General features: G+C 60.9%; 18 protein-coding genes. 12 read left to right on the top strand and 6 right to left on the bottom strand.

What is annotated here, in order from left to right; genetic code table 11:
- Window positions 1-154: 154 nt before the first annotated feature.
- Window positions 155-946 carry an SDR family oxidoreductase gene (locus HBN54_RS02565; protein ID WP_168671565.1) on the top strand — a complete coding sequence of 264 codons (792 nt, stop codon included), beginning with the start codon at window positions 155-157 and terminating at the stop codon, window positions 944-946.
- A 137-nt stretch (window positions 947-1083) separates the two neighbouring features.
- The gene (locus HBN54_RS02560) at window positions 1084-1809 is read left to right on the top strand and encodes a glycosyltransferase family 2 protein (RefSeq protein ID WP_168671564.1); all 726 of its coding nucleotides are present in this window, start codon (window positions 1084-1086) and stop codon (window positions 1807-1809) included.
- A 175-nt stretch (window positions 1810-1984) separates the two neighbouring features.
- Here HBN54_RS02560 and HBN54_RS02555 read toward each other — a convergent pair whose 3' ends face one another.
- The 4 genes from HBN54_RS02555 to HBN54_RS02540 form a co-directional block, all read right to left on the bottom strand.
- The gene (locus HBN54_RS02555; RefSeq protein ID WP_168671563.1) at window positions 1985-3355 is read right to left on the bottom strand and encodes a hypothetical protein; all 1371 of its coding nucleotides are present in this window, start codon (window positions 3353-3355) and stop codon (window positions 1985-1987) included.
- A 45-nt stretch (window positions 3356-3400) separates the two neighbouring features.
- Entirely contained in the window at window positions 3401-3958 is a 558-nt protein-coding gene (locus tag HBN54_RS02550; RefSeq protein ID WP_168671562.1) for a hypothetical protein, read from the bottom strand.
- Entirely contained in the window at window positions 3948-4499 is a 552-nt protein-coding gene (locus HBN54_RS02545; protein WP_168671561.1) for a carbohydrate binding domain-containing protein, read from the bottom strand. The genes HBN54_RS02550 and HBN54_RS02545 overlap by 11 nt, the downstream gene beginning before the upstream one ends.
- Before the next feature lie 208 nt (window positions 4500-4707).
- Entirely contained in the window at window positions 4708-6063 is a 1356-nt protein-coding gene (locus HBN54_RS02540; protein WP_168671560.1) for a glycoside hydrolase family 16 protein, read from the bottom strand.
- 256 nt (window positions 6064-6319) lie between these two features.
- Here HBN54_RS02540 and HBN54_RS02535 point away from each other — a divergent pair, with 256 nt between their 5' ends.
- From HBN54_RS02535 to HBN54_RS02520, 4 genes are all read left to right on the top strand, one after another.
- A complete protein-coding gene (locus HBN54_RS02535) occupies window positions 6320-8626 on the top strand; it encodes a hypothetical protein (RefSeq protein WP_168671559.1) in 2307 nt (768 codons plus the stop codon).
- Between the two features lie 137 nt (window positions 8627-8763).
- Complete coding sequence (locus HBN54_RS02530; RefSeq protein ID WP_168671558.1) at window positions 8764-9738, top strand: glycosyltransferase family 2 protein; 975 nt, start codon at window positions 8764-8766, stop codon at window positions 9736-9738.
- Window positions 9739-9789: 51 nt separating this feature from the next.
- Entirely contained in the window at window positions 9790-11112 is a 1323-nt protein-coding gene (locus HBN54_RS02525; protein WP_168671557.1) for a hypothetical protein, read from the top strand.
- 67 nt (window positions 11113-11179) lie between these two features.
- On the top strand, window positions 11180-12622 hold the full coding sequence (locus HBN54_RS02520; RefSeq protein ID WP_168671556.1) for an aldehyde dehydrogenase: 1443 nt from the start codon (window positions 11180-11182) through the stop codon (window positions 12620-12622).
- Here HBN54_RS02520 and HBN54_RS02515 read toward each other — a convergent pair.
- Window positions 12619-13206 carry a Uma2 family endonuclease gene (locus HBN54_RS02515; RefSeq protein WP_168671555.1) on the bottom strand — a complete coding sequence of 196 codons (588 nt, stop codon included), beginning with the start codon at window positions 13204-13206 and terminating at the stop codon, window positions 12619-12621. The two genes, HBN54_RS02520 and HBN54_RS02515, sit on opposite strands and share 4 nt — an antisense overlap.
- Window positions 13207-13298: 92 nt before the next feature.
- On the opposite strand from HBN54_RS02515, the gene HBN54_RS02510 reads away from it, so the two are divergent.
- The 6 genes from HBN54_RS02510 (at window position 13299) to rfbA (ending at window position 19677) form a co-directional block, all read left to right on the top strand.
- Entirely contained in the window at window positions 13299-13931 is a 633-nt protein-coding gene (locus HBN54_RS02510; RefSeq protein WP_168671554.1) for an acyltransferase, read from the top strand.
- 29 nt (window positions 13932-13960) lie between these two features.
- Entirely contained in the window at window positions 13961-15256 is a 1296-nt protein-coding gene (locus HBN54_RS02505; RefSeq protein ID WP_168671553.1) for a nucleotide sugar dehydrogenase, read from the top strand.
- Between the two features lie 108 nt (window positions 15257-15364).
- Window positions 15365-16384 (top strand): UDP-glucose 4-epimerase GalE, encoded by a 1020-nt coding sequence (galE, locus tag HBN54_RS02500; RefSeq protein WP_168671552.1) that lies wholly within the window; start codon window positions 15365-15367, stop codon window positions 16382-16384.
- Between the two features lie 96 nt (window positions 16385-16480).
- Window positions 16481-17536 (top strand): dTDP-glucose 4,6-dehydratase, encoded by a 1056-nt coding sequence (gene rfbB, locus HBN54_RS02495; RefSeq protein WP_168671551.1) that lies wholly within the window; start codon window positions 16481-16483, stop codon window positions 17534-17536.
- 118 nt (window positions 17537-17654) lie between these two features.
- Entirely contained in the window at window positions 17655-18662 is a 1008-nt protein-coding gene (locus HBN54_RS02490; protein ID WP_168671550.1) for an SDR family oxidoreductase, read from the top strand.
- A gap of 139 nt (window positions 18663-18801) precedes the next feature.
- Window positions 18802-19677 carry a glucose-1-phosphate thymidylyltransferase RfbA gene (rfbA, locus tag HBN54_RS02485; RefSeq protein WP_168671549.1) on the top strand — a complete coding sequence of 292 codons (876 nt, stop codon included), beginning with the start codon at window positions 18802-18804 and terminating at the stop codon, window positions 19675-19677.
- 100 nt (window positions 19678-19777) lie between these two features.
- Here rfbA and HBN54_RS02480 read toward each other — a convergent pair whose 3' ends face one another.
- Window positions 19778-21436: an FAD-dependent oxidoreductase gene (locus tag HBN54_RS02480; protein ID WP_168671548.1), complete on the bottom strand. Its 1659-nt coding sequence runs from the start codon at window positions 21434-21436 to the stop codon at window positions 19778-19780.
- Between the last annotated feature and the right edge of the window lie 103 nt (window positions 21437-21539).

Raw genomic sequence — 21539 nt, 5'->3', positions numbered from 1 at the left:
GGCAATGCCGCGCCGGCGTATCGGCGGGGTCCTTGCATTGCCTTCGGGCAGGAATTAAGGGGCAATTTCGCACTTTTACAGCCAAGTTCGTCCCCGGCCCGGCCCGGTCCCAACGGGCTGCTCCCCAATCCTGTCAACTTCTGTTTTTGCGCGTATGAATTTTCCGCTCTCTTCCCGCCGTGCCCTGGTGGGCGGCTCTACCCAAGGCATTGGCCGGGCCATTGCCGAAACCCTGGCCAGCCAGGGAGCCACCGTCACGCTGCTGGCCCGCGACGCGGCCCGCCTGCGCGAAGTGGCTGCCGCCCTGCCCACGCCGGCCGGGCAGGCACATAACTTCCTGGTGGCCGATTTTACCAATCCCGAGGCCCTGGCTGCCACGGTGCACGCGTACCTGAAAGAAGCCGGAGCCGGCTTCGACATTCTGGTGAACAACACCGGCGGCCCAGCCGGTGGCCCGCTCATCGATGCCCCGGTAGAGGCGTTGCAGGCGGCCTTCAGCCAACATATTGTGTGCAACCATCTATTGGCGCAGGCCGTGGTGCCGGGGATGCGGGCGGCAGGTTTCGGGCGCATTATCAACATTATCAGCACTTCGGTGAAAATTCCGCTGCCGGGCCTGGGCGTGAGCAACACCATTCGCGGGGCAGTGGCCAGCTGGGCCAAAACGCTGGCCAACGAGCTGGGGCCGGCCGGCATTACCGTCAACAACGTGCTGCCCGGGGCCACGCTCACCCAGCGCCACACCTCCCTCATCGAGAAGAAGGTGGCCCAAACCGGCCAGTCGGCCGAAGCCATCGAAGCCGACATGCTGAAGACCATTCCGGCCCGTCGCTTCGGTCTGGCCGAGGAAGTGGCCGCCGCCGTGGCGTTCCTGGCCTCGCCCGCCGCCGGCTACATCAACGGTACCAGCGTGCCCGTGGATGGCGGCCGCACGGGCGCGCTGTAGCCCCTGCGGCATAACTGTAAGACGGAGGGGCTGCGGTTTCCGGAGCCCTTTTCCAGGTCTTCCTTCCCCGGCCTTCATTCCTCATTAAGCGAAGCGTTTACCTTTGCTGCTTTCCGGCTGCGTCCAACCCCTTTCCTGTGGTAAAATTCGACACTCTATCCATCGTCATTCCAGTATACAACGAGGCCCGTACTATCCATCAGATTCTGGATTTGCTGCGCGAGCTGAAGCTGGTGAATAACATTGGGAAGGAAATTATCCTCGTCAACGACTGCTCGACCGACGGGTCGGCCGATACCATCCGGGCCTACGCGGCGCGCTACCCCGAAATGGGCCTGCGCCTGCTGGAGCATCCCGTGAACAAGGGCAAAGGCGCGGCCCTGCACACGGGCATCCGCGAGGCCACCGGCGACTACGTCATTATTCAGGATGCCGACCTGGAGTACGACCCCGAAGAGTATAACCTATTGATAAGGCCGGTACTGAAGGGCTTTGCCGATGTGGTGTTCGGCTCCCGGTTTATGGGCGGCAACCCGCACCGCATCCTGTTCTTCTGGCACAGCATCGGCAACAAGATGCTCACCTTCATGTCGAACATGATGACCGACCTGAACCTGACCGACATGGAAACCTGCTACAAGATGTTTCGGCGCGACATCATTCAGGGCCTGGTCCTGGTCGAAAATCGGTTCGGCTTCGAGCCCGAGGTAACCGCTAAAGTGGCCCGCGTGAAGGATGCCCGCATTTACGAAGTCGGCATCAGCTACTACGGTCGCACCTACGCCGAGGGCAAAAAAATTGGCTGGCGCGACGGGTTTCGGGCCATCTACTGCATCCTTAAATACGGCCTGCTGGGTCAGTAGGCTGCCGGGCTTACCCCGCCCTAGCGCGGGGCGCAATAAAAGGGCAGAAGTGAGCGTATGCCCCGGTCCGACCGCCCTAGGCGGTCTGACCGGTTGTTGTTGAAGCGAAATCGGGGGTGCTTCAACCGGTCAGACCGCCTAGGGCGGTCAGACCGGCGGGCCCGGCCCGGCGGCGCTACGCTGCGGTGGCCGGCACCAGCGGCGGCAGGACCGCCGGGGCGCGCTTATCGGCCCGGGGCGTGGTGGTGGCCAGCCCGGCCCCGGTCATCATCACCACAAATACGGAGATGAACAGGCCCAGCGACTCCAGGTAGGCGTAGGGCGTCTGGATAAAAGCGTAGAACGTGGCCAGGTAAAACTTTAGCGCGATGAGGGCGAAAATGCGGTAGTCGAAGCGGTGGCGGAAGTAGTAGTACACCCCGGCTGCCAGCAGTACTGCTCCTATTGAAAGCAGGGCATCGGCTGCCTGAATAAGACTGATGCGGGCATTCAAATCCTCGGGGCCGTAGGTGAAGAACCACGCGGCCAGGCCCACGCCGCCGAACAGCTGCGGCGGCAGGCCCCCGGCCCCGTCGGTGCGGCCCCACTCGCCGAGGGTCGAGATGCGGTATTCGCTCAGCGCGTGGGTGAAAATCGTCCAGTCTTTGCTCAGGAAGGGCACCACGTAGATGCCCACAATGCCGGCCAGCACCAGCCCGGCCACCAGCAGGGCGTGGCGGCGGCCCTCTTCACGCCACAGCACCCACAGGTAAAACGGCACCCAGAACACCACCGAGTAGCGCGACAACAGGCACAGCACCAGGGCCGCCCCCTGCAACAGCGCCGACCGGCTCAGCACACTGGCCGCCAGAATGCAGTAGTAGGCAATGATGGTGGGCTCGACGGGGTGCGCGTACAGCTGTCCGTCGCGGGAAATGAGGCGGTAGAGCACGTAGGCCGGCAGGGCCACCTTCAGCAGGAAATTGACCAGGCTGAGGGGCTGCCGCGCCAGCGTGGCCTGGTAAGCGCCAAAACCCACCAACAGCAAAATGCCCAGCGCCCACCAGCGGTAGTCGATGCCCAGCTGGTCGGCGGGCACGTAGGGCAGCCACTGGAGCGGCAAGTGGTTCGGAAACAGCGGGTACGGCAGGGTAGTGATGTAGCGGTACACCACCTCGCCCGCGCGAAACCGGCTCACGTCGGCCTGGAGAATGGGGATGATGTCGGACGAGCGCACGTCGATGGCCTGCGTCGCGATAATCGGGGCCTGCACGTATAGCACCTGCACGGCACCGAGCAGCAGCCCAATCCAGGCCAGCGGAAAGCGGCGGCTGGTGCGCTCCGCGTCGGCGGGAGCCACAGGGCGGTCGAGCCAGTAGAGGCCCGCGAATACGCACATGAGCACCGAGGACAGGTAGAACAGCACCGGGTTCAGAAACGGGCCATAGTTCAGGCGCAGGTCCGTGAACAGGCGCAGCTCGGCCCAGAAGCTGAGGTAGAGTCCCGCCTGCCACAGCCAGGCGCGCCGGAATGGGCCCACGGCCCCCAAAGTCGGAAGAAAACGCATCAGCAGAAAGGATGTGGCCCGCGCAACGCGCCGGCCCGGCAGCAATTACTCCAGGGCCTTCACCCGCAAGTCGTCAAGGTAAGCCGTTGCCTGGGTAGCATTGCGCCACAGGAAAATGCGCAGGTGCGCATCGCCGGGCAGACCCGCCGGAAAGGCAAATTCCTGCCGCACGCGGGTCCACTTCGCGGTTTCCTTTACCTGGTCGGCCAGCTTGATGCTGCCCGCAAAGCCCATGCGGCTGTCGGGGCCAGCCAGGGGTACCTGCACTTCGAGCGAAGCGGCAGACTCCGGCGTGGGCAGATAAACCCAGGCCTCCACGGCCACGCCCTTCAGCGTGTGCACGCTGGCATCGCGCAGGGGCAGGTCGAAGGTCAGGCCGTATTCGCGCTCGGGGCCCACGTAGGTGGCAAACTGCCCGGAGTGCGCGTGGTCGCGGGTGAGGCTGGAGGCATCGGGCAGCCAGCCGCGCATGGCCTCAAAGTCGTTGTCCGTCACGTAGTCGCCCACCCAATGGCCGGCGTCAGACCCGGAGCAGGCCGCAACGAAGCTCAGGAGCCCCGCTGCGGCCAGCCGGCCGATTATTTGGGGAAGTTTATTCGCCAACGCTCAGGGTCATATCATCAACGTAGACCGCTTCGCTGTTGCCGGCCCGCCACAGGTAGCATTTCAGGTGGTTGGTCGACTGCACCGAATCGGGCAGGGTAAAGGTCTTCGATACGTGCTGCCAAGTCTTGTACTTGGTCACTTCCTTGCTCAGGTCAATGCCACCGTAGAACACCGCAGTATTTACCGTGGTAGAGTGGTTGATGGAAACCACCAGGGTGCTGGACGCTTGTGCATTAGGCGACCATACCCAAGCCGAGAGGGTCAGCTCCTTTATTTTCGTCGGGCTCATCTGGCCCAGGGTCTGCGAGTAGGTATAGGCATACTCGTTTTGGGGCCCAACTTTTATCGAATATTTGCCCGAATGCGCCTTTTCGGTATTTACGCTGACGTCGGCCGTGCCGCCCCAGCCCAGTACCGCTTCAAAATCGTTGTGGGTTACCAGGGTGCCCTTCACCTTGTCTTCGTCTTTGGAGCAGGAAACCAACAGCAGACTGGTACCGGCCAGTACGACCAGCGAATTGAGAATATTTTTTCTCATTGTATTGAAGTGGATGGAGAATAATGGGGCAAAACTACGGCATTCAACCCACTCTCCTTGTTCTTATGCGAACGAGAATTAGCAGCCCGCCCAAATAAATACGAGGGAATAAGGAATTGTGAATTTGGCAACTACCACCAGCTGCCGGGTTGCGGACCGTCGAAAAAAGGGTGCAGCCGACCCGCGCCCCCGGCACTGGCGGGGCTGCTCATTCGGCGTCCAGTGGGACTATGGCCGGCTTCTGCCACACACTATCGGGTGCCGAATGGACGGCCCGGCCGATGATGTTGAGGGGCTGCACGGTAACTGCCGCGCCCTGGCGCAGGTGCAGGGCGTAGGCCCCGGGCGGGAGCGCCGCCAGGCTGGGCCGCCACGTGCCGCCGCCCGGGCTGGTGCCACTGCCAACAAATTGCCCAAAGGCATCACGCACCGTCCAATGCAGCGAGTCGGACGCGGGAATACGCACGCGCAGCTCGGGGGTGCCATAGGTTTGCGTCCAGGTGGGGGCCCAGCGGCCGGCCACGGGCAGCGACATGTGCAAATCGCAGGTTGGATTGTAGTTGTCCGTGAGCTGCAGCGTGAGCTGCTGCGGGGCGCGGCGGGCCGGGGCCAGGAGCCAGTCCTGGCGGGTGGCCTGGTCGGCCCGACCGGGCTGCGTTTCGGCCGGCATCCAGTCCTGTTCGTTGTGCGGGTACTCGGCCCCCGGGCGCTGCACCACGGGCACGGGCGGCAGCCGGCGGGGCCGGTAAATGCGGATGTAGTCCACGGCCATGGTATCGGTGGCATGCCGGGCCCAGTCCACCACGCCCAGATTCAGGATAACGGCCATGCCGCAACCGGTTGGAATGTACCGGGTTTCGTGGCGAATGGGGATGCCGTCGTAATAGAAAATAACCCCGTCGGGCATCCAGCTCATGCCGTAGGTATGAAACTGGTCGTGCAGGTTGCCGGAGGGGTCCACGTTGTAGTATTCGCACTGGCAGTCCATCGATGTTCGCCTTGTCGGCCGCCAGTACTCGTTCGCCGCCAGATGAAAATTGTTGCTGAAGTTGTCGGCGGCGGCTTCGAAGATATCAATCTCATCGGGCACCCCCCCAAAGAGCCAGAACGCGGGAAATGACTCCCGGTGCAGTGGCTGTCGCAGCCGCACCTCAAACAGACCGTAGCTGAAGCCCTCGCCGGCGTGGCAGTTGTAGGGCAGGAGCGAATCGGCGGGGTGCCGGCTCATGAGCATGGGGGTATCGTAGCGCATGTTTTTGCCCCGGTAAGGCCGCGGCTCGGCCAGCTCGCGCATGGTCATGTTGAGCAGGCCATCGCCGGTATGCAGGCCCTCGCCGGTGTAGTAGCCCGCCTCAAACGATGGGTTGATGACGTGGCCCCAAGGGTAGTAGAAGCGCCACCGCTCGGCCAGCTTGGCGGTGTCGATGGGGGTATTGAATTCCTCGGCCCACTCTAGGCGCCAGTCGGCGTAGCGCACCGGGCCCTGGGCACGGCCGGGGGCCAGGGTGCCGGCTCCCAGCAGGGCGATGAGGATAATAGCTCGGGTTACAGAATTCAGCGCCATGGCAAATGCAGGGGAGGGGCAGGAGGCGATGCAGAGCTGGTAGTTGGAGGATGCGCCCGAAGTCATTGCTCGCGCTGCCCGCCGCTGGGCAAAAGTAGAAGCGCAACCCGCATGAATAATGCGCGCTCGGGGATTGGGCTGTAGTTTTGAAGCGTGTAAATACCGAGTGTTCAAGCCGCATTTGAAAGCGGGCTGAAAAGTGCCAGGTATTCTTTGCTGTTTCCAGACGGTCTACCGGCCACGTATTCCTTTCCGTATGAGTCCAACTTTCCGCAACGCGCACCGGCTGGGTATGGCCGGGGTGGCCCTGGTGGCTGCCCTGCTAACGGCCGTGCTGTTCTGGCCGATACTGGTCAACCCGAACGACTACTTTTTCAAAGATGGCGGCGATGCGCTGCAAAGCTATTTCGCCACGGCTTTCTACACCATGCACGATGTGGGCAACCGCTTCACGGGCATGAACTATCCCTACGGCGAGCATTTCAACTACCCCAACCTCCAGCCCCTGCTGGCGGCCATTATGGCGTTTTTGCAGCGGCACGGGGTGCCCACGGGCCGCTACACGGTGGCCATAACCAACCTGCTGCCCCTGGTTTCGGTCGCCTTCACGCCGGTGGTGATGTACGCCATTCTGCGCCGCACGCGGCTGCCGGTGCTCTACGCGGCGGTGATGGCCCTGCTAATCGGCTTCATGTCGCCGCAGATTCTGCGGCTCGACGGCCACATTTCGCTCAGCTACGCCTGCTTCGTGCCCCTGCTCTGGTACTGCATCATCCGCATGCAGGAGGCCCCGCGGCAGTGGCGCTGGTACGTGCTGTTTGGGGTGGGTACCCTGCTGATGGGCGGCATGATGCTGTACTTTCTGGCCTGCGGCTGCTTTTTTCTGATGGGCCACATTGCGGTGCTGGCCTGGCAGCAGCCCCGTATGCGGCCCTGGCTGGGGCGCATGGTGCTGGCGGCACTGCTGCCGCTGCTGCTGTTCCGGGGCTACATCTGGGCCACCGACCACGTCGCCGACCGCCCCCCCAATCCCTACGGGCTAACGGTGTACATCTCGAACACCCAATCGGTATTTACGCCCGTGCTGGGGCCGCTGCACGACTGGTGGCAGGCGCACTGGCCGAGCGACGAGTACAACGATGAAGGGTTTGCCTATGTCGGGCTGGTGAGTACGCTCACTCTGGCGGTGTCGGTGGTGCTGGGCCTGGTGGCCGTGGTGCGCCGCCGCCAGTGGCAGCGGCTGTGGCGGCCGGCCCTGCCGCTGCACCTGCGGACGGGGCTGTGGGCGGCCAGCCTGCTACTGCTGCTGGCCTTCGGCATGCCGTTTAAGTGGGAGTGGTTCGCGTGGGTGACGGACCATGCGGGACCCGTGAAGCAGTTCCGCTCGCTGGGCCGCTTTGCTTGGCCTTTTTACTACGTAGCCACTACCTACACGGCCTACTGCCTGTACCGCATGTGGCGCTACCTGCGCCGCCAGCGCGTACCCGCCCTGGCGTGGGTGGGACTGCCGCTGCTGCTGTTCTGGGCCACCGAGGCCTGGCTGCAGGTATCCACCAAGGCCGAGCAGGTGACGGTGGGCACCGGGGCCAGCACCTTTCTGGACCCCTCCACTGGCGTGGTCTCCCGGCTGTCGTGGGTGGGGCGTCAGCTTTCCGATTTTCAGGCCATTCTGCCGGTGCCGTACTACAACATGGGCACCGACAAGTTTGACCTGAGCGGTAGCAGCAACTCTATTTACCAGGGCGATAAGGCGGCGGCCATCACCGGCCTGCCCCTGCTAGCCACATACGTGTCGCGGGCTTCGGTGGGCCAGGCCATGCAGCATATTCAGCTGTTCAGCAGCGACATGGTTCCTAAAGAGCTACTGGCCCATTTTCCCAACGATAAGCCCATTCTGCTGCTCGTCACCCCCGACTATTATACCGAAGCCGAGCAGCGCCTCATCAAGCTGGGCCATCTGCTGGTGGAAACGCCCGAGGCTTCGCTCTACGAGCTGCCGATTGCGGCCCTGGCGGCCACGGCCCTGCCCCGCGCGCGCATCCTCGCCGATTCGCTGCTGCCCACGCTGCCGGTGCGCGCCGGGGGGCTGCGAGCTACTACCCCGGCCGGAGTGCTGGTGCAGTCGTTCGACCAGGCGCCCGACCGGCGGGGGCGGCTCGGGGCGGGAGCTTATTATCAGGCCGCCGACGGCTTCTCGACGCTGTATGATGGCCCCGTGCCGGCCCCCGCCGATACCGGCCGCTACGAAGCCTCGGTGTGGATGAACGGGAAGTCGGACTATGGCTACGGCAACATGCAGGTGAAGGCCTACAACGCCAAAGGCGAAGCCACCACAACCGTGGTCGACGGGCGCAAAGCCACCGAGGTGCTGGGCAACTGGGTGCGGATAATCGTGCCGTTCCGGGTAACGCCGGAGGTCGTACGCATCGAAGTCATCTACCAAAACCGGGACCTGCTGGCCGATGACCTGCTTATTCGGCCGCTCAATACCGATGTCTATTACTACGTTGGCACCGGTAGCCATCGTCGCCTAATCAAAAACACCTACCCGCTCACGCCCTGAGGGCGCGAGTGGGCTTTTCGGGGCGAAACCATACTTTTGCGCATCAGCGGCCCCGCCCGGCAGCTATGATGCGGCGGAAAGCGCCGGATAGGTATCGGCTGCGCTTTGGAACCATTGCTATTCAATAACTTGCCCGCATGGACTTATCCGTCATTATTCCCATTTACAACGAAGAGTCCAACATAGCCGAGCTGTACCGCCGCCTGCAAGGCGTGCTCGACGGCATGAGCCTGCCCGGCGGCTACGAGTTGATTTTTGTCAACGATGGCTCGCACGACCAGTCGCTCACCATGCTGAAAGCCTTGGCCGAGCAGGACGAGCGGGTGCGCTACTTCGATTTCAGCCGCAATTTCGGCCACCAGATTGCCGTTTCGGCCGGGCTCGACCACGCGCGGGGCGAAGCCATTTCCATCATCGACGCCGACCTGCAGGACCCGCCCGAGCTCATCGTGGACCTGTACGCCAAGCTGCAGCAGGGCTACGACGTAGTGTATGCCAAGCGCCGCTCGCGCCAGGGCGAGAGCTACGCCAAGAAGCTGACCGCGAAGCTCTTTTATCGAATTTTGGCGCGAATCACGCGGGTTTCCATTCCCGTCGATACCGGCGACTTTCGCATCATTTCGCGCCGCATTGTGCTCACCCTGCGCCAGATGCCCGAGCAGCACAAGTTCCTGCGGGGGCAGATTGCCTGGGTAGGCTTCCGCCAAACCTTCGTGGAATACGACCGGGCCGAGCGTGCCGGGGGCGAAACGGGCTACACCTACCGCAAGATGCTCAGCTTTGCCCTCGACGGCATCACCAGCTTCTCCGACGCGCCGCTGAAGGCGGCCACGGTAATGGGCTTCACGGTATCGGGCGTGGCGTTTTTGCTCATGCTTTACACCCTGTATGCCCGCCTGGTGCGGCACGACTACGAGCCCGGCTGGGCTTCGCTCATGATGAGCATCCTGTTTCTGGGCGGGGTGCAGCTCATTGCCGTGGGGGTCATCGGCGAGTACATGGCTCGCCTCAGTGCCAACGTGCGCCAGCGCCCGCTCTACATCATTGCCGAATCGAACCAAACGCCCGCCGCCCTCGAAAGCACGCCGGCCCAACCGTTACTCACTCGCTAACCGCAGTATTTTAATGCCCGGCTTGTTCGGGCACCTGTTTTTCTGACACCAATGGGTACTCTTTCATTTCGTCGGCAGGCGGCCTATACTATTCTGCTTTTCTCGCTGCTGCTGCTGCTGGTGCCCCGCGCGGGCCACGACAGCGACATGAGCTTTTGGGTGGCCTGGGGCAAAGATATTTTTTACCAGGGGCTGGGCAATGTGTATAAAACGCCCAGTAACTCCTATAATCCCTTGTACCACTACATTTTATGGTTTTTTGGGTGGGCGTTGGGCGATGTCGATAAGTTCATCTACTACCGGCACTGGCTCAAGGCGTTTACTCTGGTGTTCGACTTTGCGGGGGCCTTCTGGGCGGCTTCGCTGGTGCGCGAGCGCGACCGGCGCTTTGGCTTGGTACTGTTGCTGTTGCTCAACATCGGCTACCTCTACGACACGCTGGTGTGGATTCAGGTAGATGCCGTCTACACGTTTTTTGCTTTTGGGGCCGTTGTGCTGGCCGTGCGGCAGCGAGCCGTGGCCAGCATGCTGCTTTTCGTGCTTTCGCTGGCCGCCAAGCCCCAGGCCATGATTTTCCTGCCACCGCTGCTGCTGCTGTGGGCCCCGCTGTGGTGGCACCGGCCGCGGCAGCTGGCAGTGGCCCTTGTGGCCGGGGCGGCACTGATGACCTTAATTCTGGCTCCCTTCATTTGGGGTGGCGAAGAGAACTACCTGCCGCGCATTATGGAAATTAACTTGGGCGCGGCGAATTTCTTTCCGTACCTATCCATGAATGCCTTCAACATCTGGCACATTCTGGCTCCGACCCCCGACCCGCTGACGGCTCTTGATTCTCAGCTGTTTGCCGGAATCACGTACCGGGCCTGGGGGCTTTTGATGTTCTTTGTGGCGTCGGCGCTGGCATTGCTGCCGCTGTTGCTGCTCACGGTGCGTAACCTGCGCCAGCAGCGCACAGCGCCGGCCATGGCCGCTGTCTACTCTCAGGACGACTTCGCGCAGGTCCTGCTCAGCATCGGGCTGATTCCGCTTCTGTTCGCGTTCTTTAATACCCAGATGCACGAGCGCTACTGGCACGCGGCCGTGCTCTTTTTAGCGGCCTACGGTTTCCTGCGGAGCGATTACATTCTTTATATTATCGTTTCGGTGGCTTATTTCCTGAACCTCGAATCGGTGTTGCGATACCTGGAGTTGAGAAAATATTCCGTCCTGGTGTTTGAACCGCGTTTCGTGGCCAGCTTGTTTGCACTGGCCATTGTGGTTGGCCTGGTAAAGCTGTACCGCCTCACGGCCTGGCGTAAGGAGTGGCACCTTATCAGTCGGCCAGCGCCTCCGAAAATCGTTCCTGACTTATCCCTCGGCTACCAGCCAGGGTAGCAAATCACGCTGCTTTGTTAGCTCCGTTGAAATCTCAACGCGAGCTTGCGTTTACGGCCGAATCATTATGCTCCGCATCCAGAATTACCTCAACGGCCAGCTCGTGCCGCCGCAGGCCGGCCGCTACCTCGATAACGTAGACCCCGCCACCGGCCAGGTCTACGGCCAGATTCCCGACTCCGGCCCGGAGGACGTGGCTGCCGCCGTAGCCGCCGCCGAAGCCGCTTTGCCCGCTTGGCGCGCGCTGCCCGCCGAAGACCGGGGCCGCCTGCTGGTAAAAATCGCCGACCTCATCGATGCCAGCCTCGACCACCTGGCCCGCGCCGAAAGCCAGGACAACGGCAAGCCCCTTAGCCTGGCCCGCGTGATGGACATCCCCCGCGCCGCCTCCAATTTCCATTTTTTCGGCACCGCCGCCGGCCACTTCGCCACCGAGGCCCACGTGCAGGAAGGCGTGGCCGTGAACTACACCGTGCGCCACCCCGTGGGCGTGGTGGGCTGCATCTCGCCCTGGAACCTGCCGCTCTACCTCTTCACCTGGAAGATTGCGCCGGCCCTGGCCGTGGGCTGCTGCGTGGTGGCCAAGCCCTCGGAAATTACCCCGGCCACGGCTTTTTTATTGAGTGAACTGTGCATTGAAGCCGGCCTGCCGGCGGGCGTGCTCAACATCATCCACGGCAACGGCCCCAACTGCGGGCAGGCCATTGTGGAGCATCCGAGCATCAAGGCCATCAGCTTCACGGGCGGCACGGCCACCGGGCGGCACCTGGCCCGCACGGCCGCGCCCATGTTCAAAAAGCTCAGCCTGGAGTTGGGCGGCAAAAATCCGAACATCATCTTCGCCGATTGCGACCTGGCCGCAGCCGTGGCCACCAGCATCCGCAGCAGCTTCGCCAACCAGGGCCAGATTTGCCTGTGTGGCTCCCGCATCTTCATCGAGCGCCCCATTTACGAGGCCTTCAAAACCGAGTTTCTCAAGCAGCTGCAGGACCAGAAAATAGGTGACCCGCTTGAAGCCGATACCAAACAAGGGGCGCTGGTGAGCGAAGCCCACCTGCACAAAGTGCTGGCCTACATCAAGCTGGCCCACGAAGAAGGCGGCACGCTCCTCGCCGGCGGCCACCGCGTCACCGTGCCCGGCCGCTGCGAGGGCGGCTACTTTCTGGAGCCCACTGTGTTCGAAAACCTGCCCTTCGACTGCCGCACCAACCAGGAGGAAATATTCGGCCCCGTGGTCACCCTCACGCCCTTCGATACCGATGAGGAAGCCCTGCTAATGGCCAACAGCACCGACTACGGCCTCTCGGCTACCATCTGGACCCGTGATTTGCAGCGCGCCCACCGCGTGGCCCACCAGCTACACAGCGGCATCGTCTGGATAAACACCTGGCTGCACCGCGACCTGCGCACGCCCTTCGGCGGCATGAAAAACTCCGGCGTCGGCCGCGAGGGCGGCTTGGAGGCCCTGCGGTTTTTCACCGAGGCGCAGAACGTGTGCGTGAAGCTTTAAAAAGGCACCCCCGCATATACCTCGGCCAGCGGCACCTGGCAGCTGATGCTGCTCAAATCCAGTACGGCGCTCAGGTCGCGGGTTTCGGTGAGGACCCAGCGGCCCAAGTCGTCCAGCGTATGTAGCTCGGCGTGGATGGCCTGGGCATCCAGCGTGATGTATTGGCGCAGGCTGGGCACCTGGCGGTAGAGCATGAACTTCTCGCTGCGGTCGTACTGGCTGGTGGTGGGCGAAAGCACTTCGACCAGCAGCGTGGGGTTCAGCAGGGTGTCGGGCTTTTTTTCTTCGTTGAATTCCGGCTTGCCGCACACCACCGTCAGGTCGGGGTACACGAAGGCGCTGCCGCTCATGATTTGCAGGCGCTGGTCGCTGCCCACCACCGAGCAGCCTTTGCCGCGTAGCTGGCTGCGTATTTCGCCGCCAAGATTCATGCAAATCAAATTGTGCATGTAACCCGCTCCGGCCATAGCGCGGATTTCACCCTGAAAATATTCGTGTTTAAATTCCGCCTCGCGCTCCAGGCGCAGGTATTCTTCGGGCGAAACGTAGCTGGTGGGTTCGGTTTGGAAGGCGGGCTGAGCCATAATACAAGGACAATAAGGGAATTACCCAAAAGTACGAAGCTAACCCCGCCCTTCTCCTTACCTTTGCGGGCTGAACCGCCCGACCGCCCCGAATGCCCCATACTACCCCCGATTATTACGCCCATCCCACGGCCATCCTCGACGAGGGGTGCCAGATAGGCCGGGGTAGCCGCATCTGGCACTTTAGCCACGTTTGCGCCGGGGCCGATATCGGCGAAGATTGCAACCTGGGTCAGAACGTGTTTGTGGCCGATGGCGTGACCCTGGGCCGCAACGTGAAGGTGCAGAACAACGTGAGCCTCTACGGTGGCGTAGTTTGCGAGGACGACGTATTCCTGGGCCCCTCCGTGGTATTCACCAACGTGAAAAACCCGCGCAGCGCCGTGCCCCGCAAAGGCCCCGGCCAGTACCAGACCACTTACCTGGAGCAGGGCGTCACGATTGGGGCCAACGCCACCATCGTGTGTGGCACGCGGCTGGGCCGCTACGCCTTCGTGGGCGCAGGCAGCGTAGTCACGCACGACGTTCCGGCGTATGCCCTCGTATACGGCACGCCCGCCCGCCCACAAGGCTGGATGAGTGCCTACGGCCACCGCCTCAACTTCGACCAGCAAGGGCACGCCACCTGCCCCGAAAGTGCCGAAAAATATGAGCTGAGCACCGACGAGCAATCGGTGCGGCCCGTGGTAACAACCACCGCCAAACGGCCCAGGGGGAATTCATAATTCATAATTCATAACTCATAATTTTAGCAGTGTACGACCAACTATTGCGCAAAGAGGCCACGCTGGCCGTTATCGGCCTCGGTTACGTAGGCCTTCCTATTGCCCTCGAATTTGCCAAGCAACTCAAGGTGATTGGCTTCGACATCAACGCCGGCCGCGTGGCCCAGATGAAAGAAGGCATTGACCCGAGCGGTGAGCTGGAAAAGAAGGATTTCGAAGGCTGCGACATCACCTTCACCGATTCGCTGGAGGTGCTGCGCCAGGCGCAATTCTACATCGTGGCCGTGCCCACGCCCATTGATGAGCACGCGCAGCCCGACCTCAAGCCCCTGCTGGGGGCCTCGGGCTCGGTGGGTAAAGTGCTGAAAAAGGGCGACTACGTGGTGTTTGAGAGCACTGTATACCCCGGCTGCACCGAGGAGGACTGCATTCCGGTAATGGAGCGCCTCTCGGGCCTGAAATTCCCGACTGATTTTAAAGTGGGCTACTCGCCCGAGCGCATCAACCCCGGCGATAAGGAGCACACGTTGCGCCGCATCGTGAAAGTGGTGTCCGGCAACGACGAGGAAGCCCTCGATACCGTGGCCAAAGTGTACGAGCTGGTGGTCGATGCCGGCGTGCACCGCGCCAGCAGCATCCGCGTGGCCGAGGCCGCCAAAATCATCGAAAACACCCAGCGCGACGTCAACATCGCGCTGATGAACGAGCTGTCGATGATTTTCGACCGCATGAACATCAACACCTACGAGGTGCTGGAAGCCGCGGGCACCAAGTGGAATTTCCTGAAATTCTCGCCCGGCCTGGTGGGCGGCCACTGCATTGGCGTGGACCCGTACTACCTGACGTACAAGGCGAAGGAGCTGGGCTACGACGCCAAAGTTATTCTGTCGGGCCGCACCACCAACGACAATATGGGAGCCTACATCGCCCGCAAAACGGTGCAGATGATGATTAAGAAAGGCAAGGACGTAGCCAAAAGCCGCGTGCTGGTGATGGGTGCCACCTTCAAGGAGAACGTGGAAGATATCCGCAATTCGAAAGTAGCCGACGTAATCCAGGAGCTGAAAAACTTCTCGGTCAACGTCGACATCGTGGACCCGCACGCCGACTCCGACGAGCTGCACCACGAGTACGGCTTCCGCCTGACCCACAACGACGACGTGCGCACCGACTACGATGCCGTGATTGTGGCCGTGAGCCACGCGCCCTACGCCGCCAAAGACGAGGCCTACTTCCAGTCCATCACCTCCGACAACGCCGTGCTGGTCGACATCAAAGGCCTGTTCCGGGGTAAAATGAAGGACCTGCAATACTGGAGCCTGTAAACTAGTGCGTGGTTGTTGGTGCTTGGTGCTTGGCTGTTCACGGCTTGGCGGCTTTTGCAAGCACTGATTAAAAACCAAGCACCAAGCACCAACAACTAAGCACCAACCATGAAAAAGATTCTTGTTACCGGCGGAGCCGGCTATATTGGCTCCCATACGGTGGTGGCGCTCCAGCAGGCTGGCTACCAACCGGTTATTGTGGATAATTTCAGCAACTCGGAAGAGTCAGCTTTGGCCGGTATCGAGTCAATTCTGGGCGTTAAGGTGCCGACTTACCGCATCGACTGCGGCAATGAAGCTGCGCTACGCGGCGTGTTTGAGGCCGAGAAGGATATCAAAGGCGTGATTCATTTCGCGGCTTACAAAGCCGTAGGCGAGTCGGTGGCTAAGCCGTTGGCTTACTTCCAGAATAACGTGGGGTCGTTGCTTACCCTGCTGGCAGTAATGCCCGATTTTGGCGTCGAAAACCTGGTGTTCTCGTCGTCGTGCACCGTGTATGGCATTCCCGATGCGCTGCCTGTGACCGAGGCTACGCCCACCAAGCCGGCCTCGTCGCCCTACGGCCGCACCAAGCAGATGTGTGAGGAAATCGTGCACGATGTTTCGGCGGCCCCGACCAACAAGCTGCGCACCATTTTGCTGCGCTACTTCAACCCCATCGGGGCGCACGAATCGGCTAAAATCGGCGAATTGCCCTTGGGCGTACCGAACAACCTGGTACCATACATCACCCAAACGGCGGCCGGCATCCGCGAGAAGCTGACCATCAATGGCAGCGACTACGAAACGCCCGATGGCACCAACGTACGCGACTACATCCACGTGGTGGATTTAGCCAAAGCGCACATCGTGGCCGTGCAGCGCCTGCTGGACCGCAAAGCCAGCGAGTCTGTCGAAACATTCAACGTGGGTACCGGGCACGGCAATTCGGTACTCGAAGTGGTGCAGGCCTTCGAAAAGGCCAGCGGCCAGAAGCTCAACTACAGCATCGGCCCGCGTCGCCCCGGCGATGTGCCCGCCATCTACGCCGATGCCACCAAGGCCGCGCAGGTGCTGGGCTTTAAAACCGAAACTTCCCTGGTTGATTCGCTAGCCAGCTCCTGGAAGTGGCAGCAAACCCTGAAATAAATATGGGAAATGGGAAAATGTGGAAATGTGCTGAATAAATAGCCAGCGCCATCATTTTCATATTCTCACATCAACTACATTTTCACATCTGAAAACATGAAAATCCTCATCACTGGCGGCGCCGGCTTCATTGGCTCTCACGTAGTTCGGCTCTTCGTTACGAAATATCCCGAGCACCAGATTATCAACCTCGACGCGCTGACCTACGCCGGCAACCTGGAAAACCTGCGCGATATTGAGAAGGCTGGAAACTACCGCTTCATTAAGGGCGATATTTCTGACCAGTCGTTTATCGACCAGCTGTTTGCCAACGAGGAGCCCGATTCTGTGATTCACCTCGCGGCCGAATCGCACGTCGACCGCAGCATTACGGACCCGATGGCTTTCGTGAAAACCAACGTCATCGGCACGGTGAATCTGCTGAACGCGGCCCGCAACCTGTGGCAGCCCGGCGGCTACGACGGACACGTATTCTACCACGTGAGCACCGACGAAGTGTACGGCTCGCTGGATTTCGGCCCCGAGATGTTCACGGAGGAAACTTCTTACGACCCCCGCTCGCCCTACTCGGCTTCGAAAGCCAGCTCCGACCACTTTGTGCGCGCCTGGCACCACACCTACGGCCTGCCCATCAAGCTGAGCAACTGCTCGAACAACTACGGCCCCAACCACTTCCCCGAGAAGCTGATTCCGCTGGCTATCCACCGCCTGCGCACCGGCCAGCCGGTGCCCGTGTACGGCAAAGGCGAAAACGTGCGCGACTGGCTTTTCGTGAAAGACCACGCCACGGCCATCGACGCGGTGTTCCACAACGGCAAAAACGGCGAAACCTACAACATCGGTGGCGTGAACGAGTGGCAGAACCTCAAGCTCATCGAGCTGCTCTGCGACGTGGTAGACGAGAAAACCGGCCAGGAGGTGGGCACCTCGCGCAAGCTTATCAAGTTTGTGACCGACCGCGCCGGCCACGACATGCGCTATGCCATCGACAGCAGCAAAATCATGAACGAGCTGGGCTGGAAGCCCTCCGTGACCTTCGAACAGGGCCTGGCCCAGACCGTGGACTGGTACCTCGCCAACGAAGAGTGGCTGAACAGCGTAACGAGCGGCGCGTACCAAGACTACAACCAGAAGCAGTACGCGGGCCGCTAGCGCTACGCGCTAATTATAAATTGTGAATTATAAATTATAAATGTGGTTCGAGTAATCTTGAACGCATTTATAATGAGCAATTTATAATTTATAATTCACAATTTATAATTCAAAAAAAGTGTACGAAAACCCCTTCCACGAGCAGCCGCTCGATAATCTGACCTTTCTCATTACCGGCGGCGCGGGCTTCATCGGCTCCAACATCGTGGAGTACCTGCTGAAGTACGGCGTGAAAAAAGTGCGGACGCTGGACAACTATTCCAACGGCTTTCACAAGAACCTGGCGCTATTTTCGGATGATAACCGGCTGGAAATAATCGAGGGCGACATCCGCGATGCGGCCACCTGCGCCGCTGCCTGCGCAGGCGTAGACGTGGTGCTGCACGAAGCCGCCCTCGGCTCGGTGCCGCGCTCCATTAAGGACCCGGTGCTGACGAATGACGTGAACGTGGGTGGCTTCGTACAGATGCTGACCGCTGCCAAAGACGCGGGCGTGAAGCGCTTCGTGTACGCGGCTTCCAGCTCGACCTACGGCGACCACCCCGGCCTGCCCAAGGTGGAGGACCGCATCGGCAAGCCGCTTTCGCCCTATGCGGTTACGAAGTATGCCAACGAGCTGTATGCCGACGTATTTGCGAAAACCTACGGCATGGAAATCGTTGGCCTGCGCTACTTTAATATCTTCGGCCCGCGCCAGGACCCCGGCGGAGCTTACGCGGCGGTCATTCCGCTGTTCATCGACGCTATTCTGCAAAACACGCCGCCCACGCTGAACGGCGACGGCGGCCAGACCCGCGATTTTACCTTCGTGGAAAACTGCGTGGAAGCCAACATCCGTGCCGCCCTGGTCACCAACCCCGAGGCGCTGGGCCAGGTCTACAACATTGCGGTAGGCGACCGCACCTCCTTGGTGCAGATGTACGACATTCTGCGCGAGGAGGCCGGCTCGGATTTGGAGCCCAGGTTTGGGCCTGACCGCGCGGGGGATATCCGTGACTCGTTGGCTGACATTTCGAAGGCCAACCGCCTGCTGGGCTACCAGCCGCAGGTGCGCATCCGCGAAGGTTTGCGGCAGACGCTGGCATGGTTCAAAGCCAATCAGGCGTTTATTCAGGAACGTAATTAAATCGTTGTCATGCTGACGAACCGAAGGTCGGCGTCAGTCAAGGAAGCATCTTATCATGGCTGCTTTCGTCAGAATCAGTAAATAATTGTAGCGCAGACGTGATAAGGTCCTTCGCTACGCTCAGGATGACAGAAGTATTATGAAAGGAATTATCCTCGCCGGCGGCTCCGGCACCCGCCTGCACCCGCTCACGCTGGCCGTTTCGAAGCAGCTGATGCCCGTGTACGACAAGCCGATGATTTATTATCCGCTCTCGATTCTGCTGTCGGCGGGTATTCGGGAAGTGCTGATTATTACCACTCCCCACGACCAGGAGCAGTTCAAAAAGCTGTTGGGCGACGGCAAAAACCTGGGCTGTGATTTCCAGTACGTGGTGCAGGACGTGCCCAATGGCTTGGCCCAGGCCTTCGTGCTCGGTGCCGATTTCATTGGTAAAGACAAGGTAGCGTTGGTGCTCGGCGACAATATTTTCTACGGCGCAGGCTTGGAAGAATTGCTGAAATCGAACAACGACCCCCAGGGCGGCGTGGTGTTCGCCTACCACGTTCACGACCCCGAGCGCTACGGCGTGGTGGAATTCGACGATAACAAAACGGCCCTCAGCATCGAGGAGAAGCCAGAAAAGCCTAAGAGCAACTACGCCGTTCCCGGCCTGTATTTTTACGACAACGACGTGGTAGAAATCGCCAAAAATCTCGAAATGAGCCCTCGCGGCGAGTACGAAATCACGGATGTGAACCGCGAGTATCTCAAGCGTGGCACGCTTAAAGTGGGCATCCTGGGTCGGGGCACGGCCTGGCTCGATACGGGCACGTTCGAAAGCCTGATGCAAGCCGGCGAATTCGTGAAGGTGATTGAGCAGCGTCAGGGCCTAAAAGTAGGTTCCATTGAGGAAGCCGCTTACCGCCAGGGATTTATCGATGCCGACCAGCTCCGCGCCATTGCCGCCCCGCTGCGCAAAAGCGGTTACGGCGACTACCTGATGAACCTACCCGACCAGTTGATGCTACAATAGTAAAATGGCAAATGAGTAAATGAATAAAGTTGACGTTCAACTGCCTGAAAATGTGCAAACAGAACGTCAACTTTACTCATTTACTCATTTGCCATTTTACCTACTCGTCCAAATACTGGTGCACGAACTTGATGGCCATGCTGCCTTCGCCAACGGCGGAGGCTACGCGGGCCATGGCCCCGGCGCGGCTGTCGCCGGCGGCGAAAATGCCGGGTACGCAGGTTTCAAGTAAGTAAGGCTCCCGGTCTTTTTTCCAGACTTCGGTGTAGCGCGGGTCGGTCACAATATCGCGGCCGGTGAGGAGGAAGCCTTTGCCGTCGCACAGCACCTGGTCGCAAATCCACTCGGTGCTGGGTTTGGCCCCGATGAACACGAACAGGGCCCGGGCGGGGCGTTTCTCGACGGTGCCGTTCACGTCCACCATCACGGCTTCGAGGTGGTCCTGGCCACACACTTCCTTGATTTGGGAGTGCGGCAGCAGCTCGATGTTGGGCGTAGTGCGAATCTGCTCAATGAGATAGGCCGACATGCTGGCCGCGAGGTTGGCCCCGCGAATGACGATGAACACCCGGCGGGCATAGGTGGCCAGGTACATGGCCGCCTGCCCGGCCGAGTTGCCGCCGCCCACAATGTACACATCCTGTTCATCGCAGCTGCGGGCTTCGGTGCGGGCCGCGCCGTAGTACACGCCCGCGCCGCTCAGGCGCTCCATGCCCGGCACGTCGAGGGTGCGGTAGCTCACGCCGGTAGTGAGGACCACGGCTTTGGTGCTGATTTCGCGGCCATCGCTCAGGGTCAGGACTTTGTAGCCGTCCTGAATGCATAGGCTGGCCACTTCCTGCGGGGCCAGAAACTCGGCCCCGAGGCGTACGGCCTGCGTCCAGGCGCGGAAGGCTAGGTCGGCTCCGCTAAGGCCGGTGGGGAAACCCAGGTAGTTTTCGATGCGGGAGCTGGTGCCCGCCTGCCCGCCCGGCGTCTGGCGCTCGATGATAAGGGTTTTGAGGCCTTCGCTGGCTCCGTACACGGCGGCGGCCAGCCCCGACGGCCCGGCCCCCACTACTACCACGTCGTACAGGTCCTGCAAGGGCTGGTTGGCAATGTTCAAATGCTCAGCCAAGGCGGCTTTGGTGGGGTTGGCCACAGCATGGCCATCGGCGCAGATAATCAGCGGTAAGTCGCTGGACGTGAAGCCCCGTGCTTTCACCAAATCTTTGGCTTCGGGGCTGGTTTCGTAGTCGAGCCACTGGTAGCCTACCATGTAGCCGCTCAGGAAATCCTTGAGCTCGTGTGAGAGCGGCGACCATTGAAAACCAATGAGCCGGATGCCGCCAAATGCAGGCCTGTAGGTGGCCTGCCAGGCCGTAAGTAAATCGTGCAGAATCGGATAAAGCAGGTTTTCGGGCGGGTCCCAGGGCTTCATCAAATAATGGTCGAGCCGGGCCGAGTTGATGGCGCGCACGGCGGCTTCAGTATCGGCGTAGGCCGTGAGCAGCACGCGCTTGGCATCCGGAAAAAAATCGCGTGAGGCCGTGAGCAGCTCCACGCCTTCCAGCTCGGGCATGCGCTGGTCGGCCACGATGAGGGCCAGCGGTTCCTCCTTCTCATACAGCTCCTTGATGGTAGCCAGCGCCTCGGGGCCGGAACCCACGCGCAGAATACGGTACTCGGCGCTGAATTCCTGGCGCAGGTCGCGGGCAATGGCGGCCAGCACCTGCGGGTCGTCATCGACGGCGAGGATGATGGGTTTTTTGTCGGACATGAGTTGTTTTCTTGAGTAAGCGCAGAAGTGGGGCACCGCCTTGTAGCATAAGCTTTAGCTTGTGCCCGTCAGGAGTTTTGTTCAACGATGCACAAGCTAAAGC

Source organism: Hymenobacter artigasi, from assembly GCF_012275535.1.
Taxonomy (GTDB): Bacteria; Bacteroidota; Bacteroidia; order Cytophagales; family Hymenobacteraceae; genus Hymenobacter; species Hymenobacter artigasi.
The sequence above is the reverse complement of the archived record's forward strand: the minus strand, read 5'-3'. Positions and strand labels throughout refer to the sequence as shown.